17 protein-coding genes and 1 other RNA gene are annotated in these 19,526 nt (G+C 62.6%); 14 read left to right on the top strand and 4 right to left on the bottom strand.

Annotated elements, in window-relative coordinates; translation table 11 throughout:
* Window positions 1–2: 2 nt before the first annotated feature.
* The 3 genes from EOC94_RS18710 to EOC94_RS18700 form a co-directional block, all read right to left on the bottom strand.
* Window positions 3–689, bottom strand: a complete 687-nt coding sequence (locus EOC94_RS18710; RefSeq protein WP_127292481.1) for a class I SAM-dependent methyltransferase — start codon at window positions 687–689, stop codon at window positions 3–5.
* A complete protein-coding gene (locus EOC94_RS18705; RefSeq protein ID WP_245465599.1) occupies window positions 686–1,933 on the bottom strand; it encodes a DUF3419 family protein in 1,248 nt (415 codons plus the stop codon). Before EOC94_RS18705 ends, EOC94_RS18710 begins: the two co-directional genes overlap by 4 nt.
* A gap of 82 nt (window positions 1,934–2,015) precedes the next feature.
* Window positions 2,016–5,930: a hydantoinase B/oxoprolinase family protein gene (locus EOC94_RS18700; protein WP_127292479.1), complete on the bottom strand. Its 3,915-nt coding sequence runs from the start codon at window positions 5,928–5,930 to the stop codon at window positions 2,016–2,018.
* Between the two features lie 178 nt (window positions 5,931–6,108).
* Here EOC94_RS18700 and EOC94_RS18695 point away from each other — a divergent pair, with 178 nt between their 5' ends.
* The 7 genes from EOC94_RS18695 to EOC94_RS18665 all read left to right on the top strand — a co-directional run bounded on the left by EOC94_RS18695 (window position 6,109) and on the right by EOC94_RS18665 (window position 10,353).
* A complete protein-coding gene (locus EOC94_RS18695; protein ID WP_095483317.1) occupies window positions 6,109–6,312 on the top strand; it encodes a hypothetical protein in 204 nt (67 codons plus the stop codon).
* Between the two features lie 378 nt (window positions 6,313–6,690).
* Window positions 6,691–7,410, top strand: coding sequence for a DnaJ family molecular chaperone (locus EOC94_RS18690; RefSeq protein ID WP_095483319.1), 720 nt, complete (start codon window positions 6,691–6,693; stop codon window positions 7,408–7,410).
* On the top strand, window positions 7,407–8,174 hold the full coding sequence (locus tag EOC94_RS18685; protein ID WP_095483320.1) for an N-acetylmuramoyl-L-alanine amidase: 768 nt from the start codon (window positions 7,407–7,409) through the stop codon (window positions 8,172–8,174). The genes EOC94_RS18690 and EOC94_RS18685 overlap by 4 nt, the downstream gene beginning before the upstream one ends.
* 186 nt (window positions 8,175–8,360) lie before the next feature.
* Complete coding sequence (locus EOC94_RS18680) at window positions 8,361–9,140, top strand: transglycosylase SLT domain-containing protein (protein ID WP_127292476.1); 780 nt, start codon at window positions 8,361–8,363, stop codon at window positions 9,138–9,140.
* A 59-nt stretch (window positions 9,141–9,199) separates the two neighbouring features.
* Window positions 9,200–9,597: RNase P RNA component class A (gene rnpB, locus EOC94_RS18675), an RNA gene on the top strand.
* Between the two features lie 181 nt (window positions 9,598–9,778).
* Window positions 9,779–10,063, top strand: a complete 285-nt coding sequence (locus EOC94_RS18670; protein ID WP_095483322.1) for a type II toxin-antitoxin system ParD family antitoxin — start codon at window positions 9,779–9,781, stop codon at window positions 10,061–10,063.
* Window positions 10,060–10,353, top strand: a complete 294-nt coding sequence (locus tag EOC94_RS18665; protein WP_095483323.1) for a type II toxin-antitoxin system RelE/ParE family toxin — start codon at window positions 10,060–10,062, stop codon at window positions 10,351–10,353. The genes EOC94_RS18670 and EOC94_RS18665 overlap by 4 nt, the downstream gene beginning before the upstream one ends.
* Before the next feature lie 3 nt (window positions 10,354–10,356).
* On the opposite strand, the gene EOC94_RS18660 is transcribed toward EOC94_RS18665, so the two are convergent.
* Entirely contained in the window at window positions 10,357–11,472 is a 1,116-nt protein-coding gene (locus EOC94_RS18660; protein WP_127292473.1) for a cystathionine gamma-lyase, read from the bottom strand.
* Window positions 11,473–11,879: 407 nt separating this feature from the next.
* On the opposite strand from EOC94_RS18660, the gene mraZ reads away from it, so the two are divergent.
* From mraZ to mraY, 7 genes are read left to right on the top strand one after another with little or no spacing between them, the layout of a single operon-like run.
* Entirely contained in the window at window positions 11,880–12,338 is a 459-nt protein-coding gene (mraZ, locus tag EOC94_RS18655; RefSeq protein ID WP_095483325.1) for a division/cell wall cluster transcriptional repressor MraZ, read from the top strand.
* The gene (gene rsmH / locus EOC94_RS18650; RefSeq protein WP_095483326.1) at window positions 12,335–13,366 is read left to right on the top strand and encodes a 16S rRNA (cytosine(1402)-N(4))-methyltransferase RsmH; all 1,032 of its coding nucleotides are present in this window, start codon (window positions 12,335–12,337) and stop codon (window positions 13,364–13,366) included. The genes mraZ and rsmH overlap by 4 nt, the downstream gene beginning before the upstream one ends.
* Window positions 13,367–13,370: 4 nt before the next feature.
* Complete coding sequence (locus EOC94_RS18645; protein ID WP_127292471.1) at window positions 13,371–13,748, top strand: hypothetical protein; 378 nt, start codon at window positions 13,371–13,373, stop codon at window positions 13,746–13,748.
* A complete protein-coding gene (locus tag EOC94_RS18640; RefSeq protein WP_095483328.1) occupies window positions 13,745–15,478 on the top strand; it encodes a penicillin-binding protein 2 in 1,734 nt (577 codons plus the stop codon). The genes EOC94_RS18645 and EOC94_RS18640 overlap by 4 nt, the downstream gene beginning before the upstream one ends.
* A 54-nt stretch (window positions 15,479–15,532) precedes the next feature.
* Window positions 15,533–16,987 carry a UDP-N-acetylmuramoyl-L-alanyl-D-glutamate--2,6-diaminopimelate ligase gene (locus EOC94_RS18635; RefSeq protein WP_095483329.1) on the top strand — a complete coding sequence of 485 codons (1,455 nt, stop codon included), beginning with the start codon at window positions 15,533–15,535 and terminating at the stop codon, window positions 16,985–16,987.
* Complete coding sequence (locus EOC94_RS18630; protein WP_095483330.1) at window positions 16,984–18,417, top strand: UDP-N-acetylmuramoylalanyl-D-glutamyl-2,6-diaminopimelate--D-alanyl-D-alanine ligase; 1,434 nt, start codon at window positions 16,984–16,986, stop codon at window positions 18,415–18,417. Before EOC94_RS18635 ends, EOC94_RS18630 begins: the two co-directional genes overlap by 4 nt.
* 24 nt (window positions 18,418–18,441) lie before the next feature.
* The gene (gene mraY / locus EOC94_RS18625; protein WP_095483331.1) at window positions 18,442–19,524 is read left to right on the top strand and encodes a phospho-N-acetylmuramoyl-pentapeptide-transferase; all 1,083 of its coding nucleotides are present in this window, start codon (window positions 18,442–18,444) and stop codon (window positions 19,522–19,524) included.
* Window positions 19,525–19,526 lie beyond the last annotated feature (2 nt).

Raw genomic sequence — 19,526 nt, 5'->3', positions numbered from 1 at the left:
AGCTATTTGTGCGATCCGACCACGGCGAGCCACGCATAGCCGCGATACAGTGTTCTGAACCGAAGGCTTGCGCCGATCCGCTCGGATTCCGTTTCCAGGACATCGCGCAGGGATTCACGCGGCTCGACATGGAATTTTCTCAGCCAGCCGCGCAGCAGTGTGCGGAACCAGCCGGGCAGGGCCTCCTGCTGGCCGAAATCGACGACGTGCAGCGAGCCGCCAGCCGACAGGGCTGCAAGTGCCGCGGAAATTGTCTTCTCCCAACCGGGGATCATCGATAGCGAATATGAGACAAAAATGCGGTCGAAACTTTCGACAGAAAACAGTGCTTTCGCGTCGAAATCCGTTGCGTCGCCGCGCGCCAGCTTGACGCGGCCGGACAGGCCTTCGCGGGCAATGGCAGCCATGGCCGTTTCCAACATTTCGGCCGAAATATCGAGACCGAAGAAGCGGGCGTCGGGATAGCGGCGGGCGGCAAGCACGATGTTGCGGCCGGTGCCGCAGCCGAGTTCTAGCACCGTGCCACCGGCGGGCACATCCAGCCCTGATATCAGCCGGTCGCGGCCGAGCAGGTAATATTTGCGGGTCAGGTCGTAGATATGGCGCTGCCAGCGGTAGACGCCGTCCATCAGTTCGGCATGCCTGGCCGGCGGTTCGGCGTGCCTGGCCGGCAGTTCGGTCGTGCTCATGCGGACAGCTTCACATAAAGGTGGAAACCGCCATAGATGGCCGAACGGTCGCGGGCCGAGAATTCGCGCGAGGCTTCGTCCGCATAGCTCCATTGGTCGAGCAGCGAATTCGAGACACGGCCGGGCAGCAGGCTGGGTTCGGCCGCGGTGCGGAAGATGACGCGGGCATCAGTCGACGCGGTGCGGGTGATCTCGGCCCATAGCGCGTTGAGCTGGTCGTCGGTCATCCAGTCCTGCGCGTCGAGCAGGACGAAGCGGTCGACGGAACCGGCATCTTTGCCGGCGAGGAATTCGATCAGATTGGCATGGTGGATGGCGACGCGGTCGACATTGTTGCGGATCGTCTTGTAGTTGCGCTTTTCGAGATAGGCAGGCAGCGCCGCCTCGCCGGGATTGGGGTAGCGGCGGGCAAAAGCCTGCCAGGCGAAATAGTTGTTCTCTAGCGGAAAATCGCAAGCGAGCTTTTCGAGCCGGGCCTTCAGCACGCTGGCCATGGTGCCGTCGCCCGAGGTGATCAGCGAATCGTACTGCGCCGGCGGAATGCCGAGCCCGAACAGCGAGGCCTTTCGCGAGGTGGCCCATTTCAGCAGCGGCTTTTCGAAGACCGGCGCCAGCTCCTCATTGAAGAAGCGGCGCTGATCGGCGAGGCTTTTGGCTTGCATGATGCCGGCCGGGTCGACCCCGAAGAACTTGGCGGTGCGGTGACCCATGGCGATGAACAGGCCGAGCAGACCGGTCTGGTAGAAATTGCGGTCGAAGACGGCGATGCGGCGACGCCGGCGCCAGTTGCGATGTTCCCAATAGTGGCGGCTGACCGGATCGAGATGCGGCGCGATGAAGCGGTCGTAGGCTTGCGAATTGTGACGGGTCTCGGCAGCGCCGAAGAAACGGAACAGGTCGCCCTGCGAGGGCAGATGACGCACCGCCTCGAGCTTCATGCGGTTCAGCGCGATGTGGGCGGTGTTGAGATCGACGGCGTCGATCCTCTCCGGCGACCGGGTGAGATAGGCAAGGATGTTACAGCCGCCCGAGGCGATGGTGACGACGCGGTGGCCCTGGCCAAGCTGCATCGCGTCCATGTCGACGTCGGGGTCTTCCCAGATCTGCGGATAGACGAGGCCGGAAAACAAAAAGGCGAAGAGCCGTTCGGAGAGGCCGGCCTTCGACAGCGGGCGATTCTGATAGACGGCCTTGCCAACTTCCTTGCCGCGGCGAAAAACCAGTTCTCCGGAAAGATCCGTCATGACAAGGCGATTCCCCATTTGCTCTGGCGCAAGCGGGTAGCGCAGCGTTATGACAGGCCGGTGACAACCTGTTGAAGCTAACTCAGGCCTCGCCAAACCCACCTGGCGTCGGTGTCGTGAGGATGACGGCGTCGCCGGCCTCCAGCACCGTCTGGTCGCAAGCCTTTAGGACTTCGACGCGGCCATCCTTGCGGCGGACCTTGGTCGAGCCGGCCTCGCCATCGCCGCCGCCGTCCAGGCCTTGCGGCGGGCGGTTGCGGTGCGAGGACAGGATGGCGCACTCCATCTTTTCAAGGAAGCGGATGGTGCGCTTGGTGCCGTCGCCGGCACTCCATTTGCCTTTGCCGCCGGAGCCTTCGCGGATGTGGAAATCCTCGAGCAAGACGGGAAAACGCAATTCCAGCACTTCCGGGTCGGTCAAGCGCGAATTGGTCATGTGGGTGTGGACGCCGGAGGTGCCGGCAAAGCCGCGGCCGTTGTTCATCCGGCCTGCCGGCGAGCCGGAGCAGATCGTCTCGTAATACTGGTACTGCTTGTTGCCGAAGGTGAGGTTGTTCATCGTGCCTTGCGCGTTGGCCATCGCGCCCATGGCGCCGAGCAGCGCATTGGTGACATGTTGGGAGGTCTCGACATTGCCGGCGACGACGGCAGCCGGATAGGCGGGCTTCAGCATCGAGCCATCGGGGATAACGATGTTGATGGGTCGCAGACACCCGGCATTCATCGGGATCATGTCCTCGACCATGACGCGGAAGACATAGAGCACGGCTGCGCGGGCGACCGGCTCGGGAGCGTTGAAATTGTTCTTCATGACCGGCGACGTGCCGGTGAAGTCGACGGTCGCCTCGCGCTTTTTCCGGTCGACCGAGATCTTCACCTTGATCACCTGGCCGGTGTCGGTCGGATACTCGTATACGGAACTGTCGGGCAGCCGCTCCAGCACGCGGCGCACGCTTTCGGCTGCGTTGTCCTGGACATGACCCATATAGGCCTCGACGACATCGAGACCGAAATGCGCGACCATCTTGCGCAGCTCGGCAACGCCCTTTTCGTTGGCGGCAATCTGCGCCTTGAGGTCGGCGATGTTCTGGTGCGGATTGCGCGCGGGGTAGGGGTGGTCGGTGAGCAGCGTCTCCAGTTCCTTCTCGCGGAACCGGCCGCGGTCGACGATGCGGAAATTGTCGAACAGCACGCCTTCCTCGTCGACGGTGGTGGCAAGCGGCGTCATCGAGCCGGGCGCCGTGCCGCCGATGTCGGCATGATGGCCGCGCGAGGCGACGTAGAAGAGGATCTTTGGCGATTGGCCGATCTCCCCCCTTGAGGGGGAGATGCCCGGCAGGGCAGAGGGGGGCGTGACAGAATGAGAGGTTGGCGGGACAGCGCCCCCCTCTGTCGGCTTCGCCGACATCTCCCCCTCAAGGGGGGAGATTGGGCGCGCTTCCTCGAACACCGGCGTCACCACCGTAATGTCAGGCAGATGCGTGCCGCCATTGTAGGGCGCGTTGAGGGCAAAGACGTCGCCGGGGTGAATGTCGCCGGAGTTGAGCCGGATGATGGTTTCCACCGAACGGTCCATGGAGCCGAGATGCACCGGCATGTGCGGCGCGTTGGCGACCAGCGCGCCATGACGGTCGAAGACGGCGCAGGAAAAATCCAGCCGTTCCTTGATGTTGACGGAATACGCGGTGTTTTGCAGCGTCACGCCCATTTGTTCGGCGATCGACATGAACAGGTTGTTGAACACCTCCAGCATGACCGGATCGGCCTCAGTGCCGAGCGCCGCCTGCCGGCGCTTTTTCTCGATGCGGCGCAAGAGCACATGGTTCTTGGCGGTGATCTCGGCCTGCCAGCCCGGCTCGACGACGATGGTCTGGTTCGGCTCGATGATCAAAGCAGGGCCGGCAACCTTGTTGCCCGGTTTCAATGTCTCGCGAGGAAAGATACTGGCGTCGCGCCAGGCGCTGTCGGCGAAGATCTTCCTATTCTCCGCAGGGTTTGCGGCGATGTCCTCAAGGGCTGAATCACTTTCCTCGCGGCCGGTGCCGCCGGTGTCGATGCCTTCGACGCCGACCGATTCCACGATCATCGGCTTGTCGTCATAGACGAAACCGAACTGCGCCTTGTGGACCGTTTCGAAATCGCCCTTGGCCCGTTCAATCGAGCCGTGCTCGAAATTCACCGGCAACGCGGTGTCGGTGCCGTCGTAGCGGATCTGCAGCACCGGTTTCGAGGCGACAGCGTCCTCGGCTATGCCTTGTGTGGCAAGCTCGTCGATGACGGCTTTTTGTAATGTCGCGATGAGGTCGTCGATCGCCGGCCGGGAGTCTTCCGCCAGCGGTTTCAGCAGCGCCTGCTGGCGCGACGAAAAAATCGAGGACAATCCAATGCCGTATGCCGAAAGCAGGCCGGAGAAAGGATGGATCAGCACCGCTTCCATGCCGAGTGCGTCGGCAACGAGGCAGGCGTGTTGGCCGCCGGCGCCACCGAAACAGTTCAGGAGATATTCGGTGACATCATAGCCGCGCTGCACGGAAATCTTCTTGATTGCGTTGGCCATGTTTTCGACGGCGATGGTGACGAACCCTTCGGCGACCGCCTCCGGCGTCCGGCCGTCGCCGATTTCGGCGGCGAGCGCTGCGAATTTCTCGCGCACGGTCTGCACGTCGAGCGGCTCGTTCTGGCCGGGTCCGAAAATGGCCGGAAAGAAGTCGGGTTGCAGCTTGCCCAACATGACATTGGCGTCGGTGACGGCCAGCGGGCCGCCGCGCCGATACGCGGCCGGGCCGGGATTGGCGCCGGCCGAATCCGGCCCGGCGCGGAAGCGGCCGGCCTCGTAATGCAGGATCGAGCCGCCGCCGGCGGCCACAGTGTGGATGCGCATCATCGGCGCGCGGATGCGCACGCCGGCAACCTCGGTGTCGAAGGCGCGCTCATAGTCGCCGTCATAATGGGCGACGTCGGTCGAGGTGCCGCCCATGTCGAAGCCGATGACCCTGTCGAAACCGGCGAGTTTTGCCGTCTCGACCATGCCGACGACGCCGCCGGCCGGGCCGGACAACAGCGCGTCCTTTCCCTGGAACATATCGGCAGCCGTGAGACCACCGGAGGACATCATGAACATGAGGCGGGGGGAATGGCCGATCTCCCCCCTCGTGGGGGAGATGCCCGGCAGGGCAGAGGGGGGCGCCGTAGGGTGCTTTGTGTCATGATTGACGTCACTGGGATGCTGAGATGCTGGCGGGACAGCGCCCCCCTCTGTCGGCTTCGCCGACATCTCCCCCACAAGGGGGGAGATTGGCGCCGCGCCCAGCTCTCCCGCCACCCTTTGCACATAGCGCGACAGAATCGGCGACAAATAGGCGTCGACCACCGTGGTGTCGCCGCGGCCGACCAGCTTGATGAGTGGCGAGACCTCATGGCTGACGGAGATCTGCGAAAACCCCAGTTTTCTGCAGACTTTTGCAACCGCCTTTTCGTGGTCGGGATATTTCCAGGCATGCATGAAGACGATCGCCACGGCATCAATGCCGTCCGCCCTGGCTTGCTCGATGGCCGGCCGGCAGGCGGCCATGTCGAGCAGCCGTTCGACATTCCCGTCGGCGCGCACGCGTTCTTCGACCTCGATGACGCGCTCGTAGAGCTGTTCGGGAAGAATGATCTCCTTGGCGAAGATGTCGGGCCGCGCCTGATAGGCGATCCTCAGCGCGTCGCGAAATCCCCTGGTGATGAGCAGCAGCACACGGTCGCCCTTGCGCTCCAGAAGCGCGTTGGTGGCAACGGTGGTGCCCATCTTGATGTCGCCGATCAGGCTTGATGGGATCGGAGCGCCGGATTTTAATCCAAGCAGCTCGCGAATGCCCTGGATGGCGGCGTCGGCATAGGCTTCAGGATTCTCGGACAGCAGCTTGCGTGGGTGCAGCCCGCCTTTCGGGTCACGGCCGATGACATCGGTGAAGGTGCCGCCGCGGTCGATCCAGAAATCCCATTTGGCGGTCACGGCAGCTCTCCCAGGCATTTTATTGATTCAATGTGTTAATTCGCAGTAGCCCGACCGGCAACGGCAAAAGCAGATGATGTTACATACGGAAATGCAACGTTACGAAACTCATAGGCGCCTGATGCATTCTGTCCTCGATCGTCACCGTTAGCGGGGGCGTGATTAGAGGAGAGATACCATGAAGAAACTCATTCTTGCGTCGTTTTCGGCGCTTGCCCTGCTTGGCGTTGCGGCTTGCAGCGACAGCGGCACGGGCGGGGACGCCACAACCACGCAGAGCACCAATCCGCCGGCGGCCGAACAGCCGATGCAGCCGGCTCCTGACGCCACGAAGCCGGCTGAGCCGGCTCCGGCAGAGCCTGCTCCTGCGCCGGCGCAATAGTTTATCTGACTGAGGACCGGGAAGGCCGGTAAGATGCCGGCCTTCCCCGCATCTGTTTCAAGACACGCGCGCCTTGCGGCGATGGCCATCACCGCAAGCGTGATGGTTTTGTCTGTCACTTTTTCGCCCCAGCAGACGACCCTATCAGCCGGCATTTCCCGCGCCCGTTTCCCCGAGACGACATAGCCGAAGCTCGCCGCCATGGCGGTAACGAACAGCAAGATGTCGCAAAGGCCTGCGGTTTTGCGCGCTATGCCGGTGCATTCCATGATCGACGGTTAGCGCCAGCTGCTTCAGGCATCCCGCGAAATCGGTTAGCCGGCCCTGCGGCATTGTCTTCGCTTGATAGCGGTGCCCGGTTAGCCCTAATAGGTGCTCATGTCGATTTGGGATCGCCTCGGCGACTTCATCACGCGCGTTTCGTCCTCAACCTCGTCGGGTGTCGCCGACGTGGTCGAAGCCGTGCGCACGGTTTTCTCCGGCGATCCGGATCTGCGCCGGCGCGTCGCCTTCTCGGTGGCGATGATCGCGCTGTCGGCCAAGATGGCCAAGGCCGACGGCATCGTAACGCAGGACGAGGTGCGCGCCTTCCAGCAAATATTCGAGGTGCCGAAGGAGCAGACGCGCAATGTGGCGCGGCTCTACGATCTGGCCAAGCGCGACATCGCCGGCTTCGAGACCTATGCCGCGCGCATGGCGCAGCTTTGCGGCTCCGGCCATTCGAACTGCGCGATGCTGGAGGACATTCTCGACGGGCTGTTCCACATCGCCAAGGCTGACGGGCTGGTTCATGAGCGCGAAGGCCAGTTCCTGCATCGTATCGCCGAAATCTTCCGGATCGAGGAGGCGCATTACCAGAGCATTCTGGCTCGGCACGTCGACCTGGGTGCGGCCGATCCCTATGTCGTGCTTGGCATCGAGAGGGGAAAACCGTTCGAGGAGGTCCGAAAACGTTATCGCAAGCTGGTTTCGGACAACCATCCCGACCGGCTGATCGCACGCGGCCTGCCGCAGGAGTTCATCAAGATCGCAACGAGCAGGATAGCGGCGATCAACGCGGCCTATGAGATGATCGAACGAGGCCTGCGGCACGCATGAGCGGCTTCCTGCCCGACGAGCCGAGCGCCGAGGTAAGGGTATCGCCGAATTTCGGTCCACGACGCGAGACGGCCAAGCCCGATATGGTCGTGCTGCACTACACCGGTATGAAGACCGGCGCCGGCGCCGAAGCCTGGCTGTGCGATCCGGCGAGCGAGGTTTCATCGCACTATCTCGTCCATGAGGATGGCCGCATCGTCCAGATGGTCAGGGAAAGCGACCGTGCCTGGCATGCCGGTAAGAGTTCGTGGTTCGGACGCAGCGACATCAACTCCTGTTCGGTCGGCATCGAGATCGTCAATCCCGGGCATTCGCTGGGCTATCGGAATTTTCCGAAACGGCAGATCGATGCCGTCATCGGTTTGTGCAAGGGAATTGTTCAGCGCCATTCGATTCCAGCTCAACGGGTGCTCGCCCATTCCGACGTCGCGCCGGGACGCAAGATCGATCCGGGCGAGAAATTCCCCTGGAAGGCCCTGTCCGAAGCCGGTGTCGGCCACCTCGTCGAAGCGGCACCCGTCAGGCATGGCGCGGTGCTGAAAGTTGGCGACACGGATGCTGAAGTCGAGGCGTTGCAGTCGATGCTGGCGCTCTATGGTTATGGCGTGGAGATATCAGGTGCTTTCGACCGGCAGACCGAAATCGTCGTCGAGGCTTTCCAGCGGCATTTCCGGCAACGCAAAGTGGATGGCGTGGCCGACGGATCGACAATCCGCACGCTGGAAAGACTGCTTGCTTCCGTAAGGGCAGCTCCGACCAGGTAGTCTTTATCTTAGTCGTTAAATTACAATCTGTCACTTAAAGTGACTTGCCCCGCCTTCTTTGCCGCTAATTCGACCGTCAAAGGCGGTCCGTGCAAGTTGTCGGACCTACAGCCCCCCATATGTTCCGATGTTGATTTAGCGTACCTGCGTGAAGTTCTTCGCGCGGTTCAGACAGAACAGGATCCCATGCAGAAATTGACCGTTTTAACGGCAGCTGTTGCTGCCGGCGTAATGACTTTTGCCATCGGTGCGGCCAATGGCGCGCCACTGAGCCAGCGAGCCGACCAGGGTTTCATTACCGCGTCCGACAAAATCGCCACGCCGAAAGCCGGCCAAGCTGCGAAGGAAAAAAGGACGGTCTCCGCAAAGGCGGTAAAAGCTGCTGCGGTAAAGGTGAAAAAACCAGCATCCGCAAAGGCGGAAAAAGCTGGGGTAAAAGTGAAAAAGCCAACCTCTGCAAAAAAGGCAGTCTCCAAGCGGCATGTGAAGCGCAACAGGACCCGCATCGACCAGGCGACGACGGCGTCGATCGGCCGGAAAAGTCGGGCGACGGCGCCGAAGGCGGCGGCCGCTGGCGGCAATGACCAGTATTCTACGATCATCGAGCGTCATGCCGCCAGCAACGGTGTGCCGGTCTCGCTCGCCAAGGCCGTCATCATGATCGAGAGCAGCTTTCAGCCGAACCAGGTCGGCAGCGCCGGTGAGATCGGCCTGATGCAGATCAAGCCGTCGACGGCGCGGATGATGGGTTACAGCGGCTCGATCAAGGGTCTCTACGATCCCGAGACCAACATCAAATACGGCATGAAATATCTCGCCATGGCGCGGAACCTCGGCGGCGGCACGACCTGCGGCACGATCCTGAAGTATAATGCCGGGCATGGCGCCAAGCGGATGAACCCGATATCCGCGGCCTATTGCGGCAAGGTCAAGGTGCAGTTGGCCGCGCTTGGGGCGCCGGCGTAATAAGTCACAACCTGCTTTTTTGTTTGCGTTTTCGGACGTGAACCCCTTTATACGCCTTGCCAGCTGGCCGGGCGGCCGCACCCGCGAAGCCGAAAGGCTGCGGGTGAGGAAAGTCCGGGCTCCATGGAGACACGGTGCCGGTTAATGGCCGGCGGGGGCGACCCTAGGGAAAGTGCCACAGAAAGCAAACCGCCACGATCCGTCGTGGTAAGGGTGAAAGGGTGGGGTAAGAGCCCACCGCGCGACTGGCAACAGGAGCGGCACGGTAAACCCCACCGGGAGCAAGACCGAATAGGGGCGGTGCGAGGGGAAACCCTCGAGGGCTGTTTCCGGCTCACCGTCCGGGTAGGTTGCGTGAGGCGCATGGCAACATGCGCCCAAGATGAATGGCCGCCACGTTCTCGTCCCGCAAGGGGCGAGGGCCATACAGAACCCGGCTTACAGGCCAGCTGGCAATTTCTTCTAGATTCTACAAGGAAATTCCCTGATATCAGCAGGTTGCGCCTTCGGGCGCGCCTGCTGGTTCAGGCGCTTCATTGACTGAATCAGCTTGCGGGGCCTGTGCCAGGAAACAAGCGTTTCTTGAAGTTGGTGCGATTAAATCGTACCATATATACGGACAATATCAGGAGCGCATCATGGGTCAGGTCGATAAACGCAGCATCACGCTTTCGCCGGAACTGGCGGCGGCGGTCGACGACGTGGTCGCCGCCGGCGAGTACGCTTCGGCGAGCGAGGTGATCCGCGACGCGCTCAGGCAATGGAAGGACCGGCGCGATCTGCACGGCTATACGGTCGAGGAGTTGCGCAAGCTGGTACAGGAGGGGATCGACAGCGGACCGGCGCTGGACGGGCCGCCAATCATGGAACGATTGCGCGCCAAATATCTGAAAATAGCCGAGGCCAAGGGCCTTGAGGAGTGAAATACCGCCTGCTTCCTCAGGCATTGATCGACCTCGAACTTATCGGCGACTACATTGCCGAACACAATCCTAATGCGGCGGTCCGCCTCGTGGACACCTTGGAGAGGCGTTGGGATTTGCTGACCCTGCATCCTTTCTCAGGCGCGCCGCGCGAAGACATTGCGCCCGGCATTCGCCATCTAGTCGTCGGCGAATATCTCACCTTGTACCGTGTCGGCGAGGATTCAGTCGAAATCCTGCGCGTGCTGCATGGCCGGCGCAATATCGAGGCCGACGACGTCGGCTCGTGATCTTCAGCCGCTGATGCCGTCCAACGACGCCTCGATCGCCTGCCAAAGCTCTTCCACCGGTTCGCAGCCGACCGACAGGCGAACGAAGCCGGGCGGAACAGCGTCTCCTCTTTTCGCTCGCCGTTCCGCCGAAGTGTGCACGCCTCCGAACGACGTCGCCGCCTGCATCAATGCGCAGTTGTTGATGAAATCCTCGGCCTTGTCCTCCGAGGCGAGCACGAATGAGATGAGAAAGCCGAAGCGCTCCATCTGGGCGTGGCCAAGATTGTGCGACGGATCGCTTTTAAGCCCCGGGAAGCGCAAGCCGCTGATCGCAGGATGGTCCTTCAGCCGCCGCGCCAGCACTTCCGCGGAAGAGCACATGCGGTCGAAACGCACGTCGAGCGTTTCCAGGCCGCGATGCACCAGCCATGCCTCGAACGGCCCGGGAATGGCGCCTGATGTTTCGCGCCAGTCAGTGACGGCAGCAATGATATCCGCATTGCGGCTGGCGACATGGCCGAACAGCACGTCGGAATGGCCATTGGGTGCCTTGGTGTCGGCGGCAACAACGATGCCGGCGCCGAGATCGAGCGGTCGTTGGCCGAAGGGCGTCATCGTCGTGTTGTCGACCACCAGGATCGCGCCCGCTTTGTGCGCCGCTTCGGCGACAGCCGTAATGTCGCAGATATCCAGTCCCGGGTTGGCGGGAGTTTCGACGAAGGCCAGTCGATATCCATCGAAGCCGCCGTCGAGGAAGGTCGATGTCGGCCGGACATCGTAGGCGACGCCGAAAGATTTCAGGAAGCGCTCCGCCAGCGCTCTGGTGGTGTGATAGCCGTCCGACGGCAGCAGGATACGGTCGCCGGATTTGAGCAACCCAAAAAACACCGCCGAGATTGCAGCCATTCCCGAGGGGAAGGCAACACACGGCGCGTCTTCCAGATGCGCCAGCATGTGTTCGACCGCGTCCCAGGTCGGATTGCTGAAGCGGCCATATTGATCGAAGCCGGTGGCGTCGCCGGGCGCGTGGAAAATGGCCGCCATAGTCAGGGGCAAAGGGATTGGGGCGCCCTTGGCAAGCCTGCCGCGACGCAGATGGGGAAGTGCGGCCGCGCGGAACTTGGCTGTTTCGGACATGGATTTCAACCTTGTTTCTGACCGGGAAAGGACGGGCCGACGCTATGCGTGGCAGCGACCCGCGGCAAGCCGACTCCGGTTAGGCCAAGCGGCTCTAAACGCTTCGTTAGGCTTAATGGAGCATAAAGACGGGAGTGCCGTCAAAGCTGCTCTCATCGGTTGTGGCGCGCGCGTTTGTGAAGCCTATTCCCGTTGACGCCCATAACGCCCCATGATATCCCATTTCGATATTCAAGCCTTCGTTCCGCGTCAGGGTGAAGCGTACGCCAATCGGGCAGCCGCGGCGGCTGCGCGTTTGCCTGCTTTCGCCTTTCAGAACGAAGTGAGTTTTGGGCAGGGACCGCGCCGGGGCGGCGCGGACGGCAAGATGCAGAGGGGTGCGGCGGCGCAAGCGGCCGTAACGCGTAATGGACCGGTTTCTGTCAAGCGCGGTGAACAGGATCGATGCGAAGGGGCGGGTGTCCGTTCCAGCGCATTTCCGTGCGGTTGTGCAGAAGCGCGGCTATTCGGAACTCTACGCGTTGCGCTGCCTGGATCGTCCGGCGATGGATGTCGGCGGCCTCGACCTGCTCGACCGTTACGAGCAGCGCATCGCGCAGGAAGACCCCTTCCTGCAGACGGCGGACGACATGTCGTTCTTCTGCCATGGCGATGGAACCTTTCTCAAGCTGGATCAGGACGGCCGCATCTCGATGACCGATTTCATCCGCGAGCACACGGGCATTTCCGCGGAAGCGGCGTTTGTCGGTCGCGGCAATTTCTTTCAGATCTGGGAGCCTGGACGGCTCACCGCCTATGGGACGGAAGCACGCGCCCGGCTTTTGCAGCTTCGGCAGGGGACGAAGCCTGGGGAGCGACCGGAATGATGGCGGGCTACGGCGACGACCCTCACGCCGCTGGCGGACCGGCTCGTCACATTCCGGTCCTCCTTGCCGAGGTGCTGAAGGCGCTTTCGCCTGCAGCGGGCGAGGTGATCGTAGACGGCACATTCGGCGCCGGCGGCTACACCAAAGCAATTCTTGCGAGCGGCGCCTCGGTCGTCGCCATAGACCGCGATCCGGATGCGATCGCTGCGGGTCGTGTCCTCGAACAACAATCGGGCGGCAAGCTCAGGCTGGTTCAGGCGCCGTTCTCGACATTGGACGAGCATCTGGAAAGCGCTGACGGCGTCGTGCTCGACATCGGCATCTCCTCGATGCAGATCGACCAGGCGGAGCGCGGTTTTTCGTTCCGCGCCGACGGACCGCTCGACATGCGCATGGCGCAGGCTGGCCTGAGCGCCGCCGATGTCGTCAACAGCTTCAAGGTGGGCGACCTTGCCCGCATCTTCGGGTTTCTTGGCGAAGAGCGCCATGCCGGCCGCATCGCCCGGATGATCGAAAACCGTCGCGAAAAACATCCGTTCGAGCGCACGCTCGACCTTGCCGACGCCATCGAGACGCATATCGGCCGCGCGCCGAAGGACAAGATCCATCCAGCAACCCGCGTCTTCCAGGCGCTACGCATTTTCGTCAATGACGAACTCGGCGAACTGGCCAAGGCGCTGTTTGCGGCTGAACGCGTGCTGAAACCGGGCGGACGGCTGGCCGTGGTGACGTTCCACTCCCTGGAAGACCGCATCGTCAAGCGTTTCATCGCCGATCGCGCTGATGCGGCGACCGGATCGCGGCACCTGCCCGAGGCGCAAGCGCGCACCGCCACCTTCAAAAAGGTGGGTAGCGGCGTGACGCCGGATGAGGCCGAGATATCAGCCAATCCGCGCGCGCGCTCGGCTAGGCTGCGCGCTGCTGCCCGCACCGACGCACCGGCGCGCGCCGGCGACGTTTCGATTTTCGGGCTTCCAAAACTTCCTGACCCAAAACTTCCCGGTGCCGACCGGCCGGGAGAGAGGTGAGCACGTGTTTCGTACCAGCGACATAGTCCTGATCGCCGTCATGGTTTCGGCTGCGGCCCTGACCTACAAGACCAAGCGCGAAGCCGAGGAACAATTGGCGGCGGTGCACAAGATCCAAGCGCAGATCCGCTACGAGGAGGATACGATCGACCTGCTCAAGGCGGACTGGAGCCTGCTTACCCAGCCGTCGCGCCTGCAAAAGCTGGCCGACATCTATAAATCGCAACTCGAGCTCGAGCCGGTCAGCGCCCGCCAGATCATCGGGCTGGACGATCTGCCGGCAAAACCCGTCACAATCGAGGACCTTTCGTCCCAGCGGTTGGGCGGCATGGCCGATAGTGGCGGCAAGGACCCTGTGGTCACCGGAGGCATCGTCCAATGATTCCGAGGGTTCCATTGATCGCCAGGGTTGCCAGACTGCTGAAGAGCGGCGCCAAGTTGGAGGACGGATCGATTGTGGTCGAAGGCGCCCGCAAGGCGACCGGCGGCAAGGGCAGGACCCGCATTGTGATGACGATGGCGGTGTTCTTCGGCATCTATTCGACCATCACCGGTCGTCTGGTCTATCTGGGTTTTCAGAATCCCGATCTGTCCGGCGGCCCGCAGAGCCGGGTGACGGCGTCTCGGCCCGACATTGTCGACCGCAACGGCGAAGTGCTGGCGACGGACATCAAGACGGCGTCGCTGTTTGCCGAGCCACGCCGCATCGTCGACGCCGACGAGGCGATCGAAAAGCTGGCGACGGTGCTTCCCGAAATCGACTACGAGCAGACCTACCACAAGCTGAAGAGCGGCGCCGGCTTCGTCTGGTTGCAGCGGCAACTGACGCCCAAGCAACAATCGGATATCATGCAGCTCGGTATTCCCGGCTTCGGCTTCCGCACCGAAAAGCGCCGTTTCTATCCGGCTGGCGAAACCTCTTCCTACATTGTCGGCCTCACCAACATCGACAACCAGGGCATCTCCGGCATGGAGAAATACATCGACGAACAGGGACTGAGCGACCTTCAAGCGTCGGGACTTGCGGTGGCCAAGGATCTGAAGCCGGTGCGGCTCTCGATCGACCTGCGCGTCCAGCATGTGGTGCGTGACGAGGTCGCCAGCGGCATGGAGAAATACCGTGCAATCGCGGCGGGCGCCGTCGTTCTCAACATCAAGACCGGCGAAGTGATGGCGATGGCCTCGGTTCCGGATTTCGATCCGAACAACCCCTACAATGCGCAGGAAAAGGACCGCTTGAACCGCATGTCGGCCGGCCTCTACGAAATGGGCTCGACCTTGAAGAGCTTTACCACCGCCATGGCGCTCGATTCCGGCAAAGTGACGCTGGAAAGCCGTTTCGACGCTTCGCGTCCGATCAGGATCGGCCGTCAGACCATCCATGATTTTCACGGCAAGGCCCGGGTCCTGTCGGTGCCTGAAGTGTTCATCTACTCGTCCAACATCGGTTCGGCCAAGGAAGCCGAAGCGGTTGGCATCGAGGGGCACCGCGAATTCCTGCATCGCCTGGGGATCCTCGAGAAGATGCAGACGGAACTGCCGGAGGTCGCGCGCCCGACCGAACCCAAAGTCTGGAAGCAGGTCCATTCGATCACCATCGCCTTCGGTCACGGCGTGTCGACGACGCCGCTGCAGACGGCGGTCGGCTGCGCCGCGCTGATGAATGGCGGCTATCTGATCGAGCCGACCTTCCTGACGCGCACCCAGGAACAGGCGATGTCGGTGGCCAAGAAAGTGGTCAGCGACAAGACATCCGAGAGCATGCGCTATCTCTACGCACTGAACGCCGAGAAAGGGTCAGGCAGGAACGCCAGGGTTCCAGGTTATCGCGTCGGCGGCAAGACGGGAACGGCCGAGAAGGTTGTCAACGGCCGCTACTCAAAGGACAAGAATTTCAACGCCTTCGTTGCGGCTTTCCCGATGGACGATCCGCAATACATCGTGCTTACGATCGCCGACGAACCGAAGCCGGAAAAGCCCGGCATGGGTGCGACGGCCGCCTCGAATGCGGGCGCCATGGCTGCAAACATCATCCGACGTTCGGCTTCCATGCTTGGCGTGAAGCCAGATTTCAGCCATGAAAATGGCGCAACGCTGGTTTCCTATCAGTGATTCTTAGGGCGCGCCGGCAACTGCGCGCTATTTTGTTGCGATGAACGGGGTTCGATGAAGCTGAAAGATCTAGCCGGTATCCTGCCTGTCGAGGGGACAGCTTCCTTCGATACGGAGGTTACCGGGATTTCGTCGGATTCCCGCCAGGTAAGACCGGGCGTGGTCTTCTTCGCGCTCACCGGTACCAAGGCCGATGGCGCGGCCTATGCCGCCGATGCCGCCAGCCGCGGCGCATCAGCGATCGTGGCAGGCAAGGGCAGCGCCATCGCCGGACTGCCGGTGCCCGTTCTCGCCGTCGACGATCCGCGCCTTGCGCTGGCGCTGAGTGCCGCCCGCTACTTCGGCAGGCAGCCGCAAACCATGGTCGCGGTGACCGGCACCAGCGGCAAGACATCGGTCGCGGCTTTCACCAGGCAGATCTGGGAGCAGTCAGGCCTCGCTGCCGCTTCAATCGGCACGACCGGCGTGGTGGCGCCGGGCCGCAACGAATATGGCTCGCTGACCACCCCCGACCCGGTAGATCTGCACAGGCTGCTGGCGGAACTGGCGGATGCCGGCGTCACCCACGCATCGATGGAAGCCTCCAGCCACGGCCTCGACCAGCGCCGGCTCGACGGCGTGAAGCTTGCAGCCGGCGGTTTCACCAATCTCGGTCGCGACCACATGGACTACCATCCGACGGTCGAGGACTATCATCGCGCCAAGCTGCGCCTGTTCGACACGCTGCTGCCGAAGGGCGCGCCGGCCGTCATCTTTGCCGACGATCCATGGTCAGAGCCGACGATCCAGGCGGCGAGAGCGGCGGGATTGAATGTGCTGACGGTTGGCCGTCATGGCGAGTTCCTGAGACTGAAGCGGGTCGAGCACGAGCGCCACCGCCAGCGTGCCGAGGTCGAGGTCGATGGCATTCTCCACGAGGTCGACCTTCCGCTGGCCGGGGATTTCCAGATAGCCAATGCGCTGGTTTCGGCGGGCCTCGCCATTTCTACTGGAACGCCTGCCGCCAAAGCCCTGATGGCGTTGGAGAAATTGAAGGGCGCGCCGGGTCGGCTGGACCTTGTCGGCACCACTGTCAACGGTGCGCCAGTCTATGTCGATTACGCGCACAAGCCGGACGCGCTGGAAAACGTGTTGGCTTCGGTACGGCCGTTCACCACCGGTCGCGTCATCGTCGTGTTCGGCTGTGGCGGCGACCGCGACCGGGGCAAGCGTCCGATCATGGGCGAGATCGCCTCGCGACTCGCCGATGTCGTCATCGTCACCGACGACAATCCGCGCTCGGAAGTGCCCGAAACGATCCGCGCTGCGATCCTTGCCGCCGCACCCGGGGCCGTAGAGATCGGCGATCGGCGCAAGGCGATCCACGAGGCAGTCGCCATGCTCCATGCCGGCGACACGCTGATCGTGGCTGGAAAGGGACATGAGGAAGGCCAGACCGTCGGCGCCGAGACGCTGCATTTTTCCGACCATGAGGAAGTCCGCTCCGCGCTCCAGGAGCGCGTCGCATGAGCTTCCTGTGGACCTCCGAGGATCTCGTCGCCGCCATGGGCGGACGACCGCTCGGGCCGATGCCGGAAGGTATTAGCGGCATCTCGATCGACAGCCGCAGCCTTGAGCCGGGCGATGCTTTCTTCGCCATCAAGGGCGAGGCGATGGACGGCCATGATTTCGCGACCGCCGCCATCAAGGCCGGCGCCGGCGTGCTGGTCGTCGCCGAGGGCAAGCTGCCGTCGCTCGGACGGCTGACGGCGCCGATGATCGTCGTGCAGGACGTGCTGGCCGCACTGGAAAAGCTAGGACTGGCCGCACGCGCGCGGTCCAGCGCCAAGATCATCGCGGTAACCGGTTCGGCGGGCAAGACCACCACCAAGGAAGCGCTGCGCCATGTGTTGTCCGCGGTCGGCAAGGTGCACGCATCGCCCCAGTCTTTCAACAACCACTGGGGTGTGCCGCTGACGCTGGCGCGGATGCCGGCAGATTGCGACTTTGCGGTGTTCGAGATCGGCATGAACCATCCCGACGAGATCCGGCCGCTGGTCAAGATGGTCCGGCCGCATGTCGCCATCATCACGCTGATCGCCGCGGCTCATCTCGGCTTCTTCCGCAATCTGGACGAGATCGCCAAGGCCAAGGCCGAGATTTTCGAGGGGCTGGAACCGGACGGCGCCGTTCTTCTCAATCGCGACGACCCGCGTTGGAAGCTTCTGGACAAGATGGCGAGAGCCGCCGGCGTCGAGCACATTTACGGGTTTGGCGAGAATGCCCGCGCGACCTTCAAACTGCTCAAATGCGCGCTGCATGCCGATCATTCGGTCATCGCCGCCAAGATCGGCGGACAGGAAATCACCGCCAGGGTAGGCGCGCCGGGCCGCCACATGGTGCAAAATGTGCTGGCAGTGCTGGGCGCCGCGCATCTGGTCGGCGCCGACATCGCCAGGGTGGCGCTGGCGCTGGCCGATCTTTCGGCCGAACGTGGACGCGGCAAGCGCCATGTGTTGCGCCACCCCAGGGGTTCGATCACGTTGATCGACGAGAGCTACAACGCCAATCCGGCGTCGATGAGCGCTGCAATGGCGCTGCTCAACGCGACGCCGGTGTCCGGCGAAGGCAGGCGCATCGCGGTGCTCGGCGACATGCTCGAGCTCGGCGACCACTCGGCGAAGCTTCACGCAGCCCTTGCCGATCTCATCGTCGGCACCGAAACGCGCACGGTCTTTCTCGCCGGCCAGGAAATGCGGGCGCTGGCCGATATCCTGCCCGGTGAGATCAAGACGGAGTATCGCGCCGGCGCCGAGGATCTGAAACTGGTGCTTCTGTCGGCCCTGAAGCCTGGCGACGTGGTGATGATCAAATCGTCGAAAGGCATCGGGTTTTCCAAGCTGGTCGACGCATTGCTCGGCAAATTTCCGGCTGTAGCCGCAACCACCAAACAGACCTAGAGCCAGGTCCGGGGGCCGAATCGCATGTTCACACTGCTCGTCGAATTCGCGGACAAGATCTCGGTCTTCAACGTCTTCCGCTACATAACTTTCCGCACCGGTGGCGCGCTGATCACAGCGGCGCTGATCGTCTTCATCTTCGGGCCAGCTATCATCAATTCGCTGAGGCTGCGGCAGGGCAAGGGCCAGCCGATCCGCGCCGACGGGCCGCAGACGCATTTCAAGAAAGCCGGCACGCCGACCATGGGCGGGCTGATGATCCTGTGCGGCATCATCGGCTCGTCGCTTTTGTGGGCGAACCTGTCCAGCATCTATGTCTGGGTGGTGCTGCTGGTGACCCTGGGGTTCGGCTCGATCGGCTTCTACGATGATTATCTCAAGGTGACGAAGCAATCGCATCTCGGCTTTTCCGGCAAGGCGCGGCTGGCGCTTGAATTCGTCATCGCCGGCATCGCCGCCTGGGTGATCATGCACAACGGCCAGGCGCCGTTCTCGTCGTCGCTGACTTTTCCTTTCGCCAAGGAGTTTCTCGTCAATCTCGGCTGGTTCTTCATCCCGTTCTCGTGCTTCGTCATCGTCGGCGCCGGCAATGCGGTGAACCTGACCGATGGCCTCGACGGGCTGGCGATCGTGCCGATCATGATCGCGGCGGCGTCCTTCGGCGTCATCGCCTACCTGTCCGGCAACGCGGTGTTCGCCGAATATCTGCAGATCCATTTCGTGCCCGGCACCGGCGAATTGGCGGTGGTCCTCGGCGCGGTGATCGGCGCCGGCCTCGGCTTCCTGTGGTTTAACGCACCGCCCGCCGCGATCTTCATGGGCGATACCGGCTCGCTGGCCTTGGGTGGCCTGATTGGCACGGTCGCGGTCGCCACCAAGCACGAGATCGTGCTGGTCATCGTCGGCGGCCTGTTCGTCGTCGAGATACTGTCTGTCATCATCCAGGTCGGCTACTTCAAGATGACTGGCAAGCGCGTGTTCCTGATGGCACCGATCCATCATCATTTCGAAAAGCTCGGCTGGACCGAAAGCCAGGTGGTGATCCGCTTCTGGATCATCGCCGTCATCCTGGCATTGGTCGGCCTGTCGACCCTGAAGCTTAGATAGGA

It is taken from the genome of Mesorhizobium sp. M6A.T.Ce.TU.016.01.1.1, from assembly GCF_003997065.1.
Lineage (GTDB): Bacteria > Pseudomonadota > Alphaproteobacteria > Rhizobiales > Rhizobiaceae > Mesorhizobium > Mesorhizobium mediterraneum.
The sequence above is the reverse complement of the archived record's forward strand: the minus strand, read 5'-3'. Positions and strand labels throughout refer to the sequence as shown.

Excerpts from the sequence above, each read along its gene's own strand:
- EOC94_RS18640 (WP_095483328.1), top strand. The coding sequence starts at position 13,745 with ATGATTCCGAGGGTTCCATTGATCGCCAGGGTTGCCAGACTGCTGAAG.
- EOC94_RS18680 (WP_127292476.1), top strand. The coding sequence starts at position 8,361 with ATGCAGAAATTGACCGTTTTAACGGCAGCTGTTGCTGCCGGCGTAATG.
- rsmH (WP_095483326.1), top strand. The coding sequence starts at position 12,335 with ATGATGGCGGGCTACGGCGACGACCCTCACGCCGCTGGCGGACCGGCT.
- EOC94_RS18670 (WP_095483322.1), top strand. The coding sequence starts at position 9,779 with ATGGGTCAGGTCGATAAACGCAGCATCACGCTTTCGCCGGAACTGGCG.
- EOC94_RS18635 (WP_095483329.1), top strand. The coding sequence starts at position 15,533 with ATGAAGCTGAAAGATCTAGCCGGTATCCTGCCTGTCGAGGGGACAGCT.
- EOC94_RS18710 (WP_127292481.1), bottom strand. The coding sequence starts at position 689 with ATGAGCACGACCGAACTGCCGGCCAGGCACGCCGAACCGCCGGCCAGG.
- mraZ (WP_095483325.1), top strand. The coding sequence starts at position 11,880 with ATGGACCGGTTTCTGTCAAGCGCGGTGAACAGGATCGATGCGAAGGGG.
- EOC94_RS18660 (WP_127292473.1), bottom strand. The coding sequence starts at position 11,472 with ATGTCCGAAACAGCCAAGTTCCGCGCGGCCGCACTTCCCCATCTGCGT.
- EOC94_RS18685 (WP_095483320.1), top strand. The coding sequence starts at position 7,407 with ATGAGCGGCTTCCTGCCCGACGAGCCGAGCGCCGAGGTAAGGGTATCG.
- EOC94_RS18630 (WP_095483330.1), top strand. The coding sequence starts at position 16,984 with ATGAGCTTCCTGTGGACCTCCGAGGATCTCGTCGCCGCCATGGGCGGA.
- EOC94_RS18690 (WP_095483319.1), top strand. The coding sequence starts at position 6,691 with ATGTCGATTTGGGATCGCCTCGGCGACTTCATCACGCGCGTTTCGTCC.
- EOC94_RS18695 (WP_095483317.1), top strand. The coding sequence starts at position 6,109 with ATGAAGAAACTCATTCTTGCGTCGTTTTCGGCGCTTGCCCTGCTTGGC.
- mraY (WP_095483331.1), top strand. The coding sequence starts at position 18,442 with ATGTTCACACTGCTCGTCGAATTCGCGGACAAGATCTCGGTCTTCAAC.
- EOC94_RS18705 (WP_245465599.1), bottom strand. The coding sequence starts at position 1,933 with ATGACGGATCTTTCCGGAGAACTGGTTTTTCGCCGCGGCAAGGAAGTT.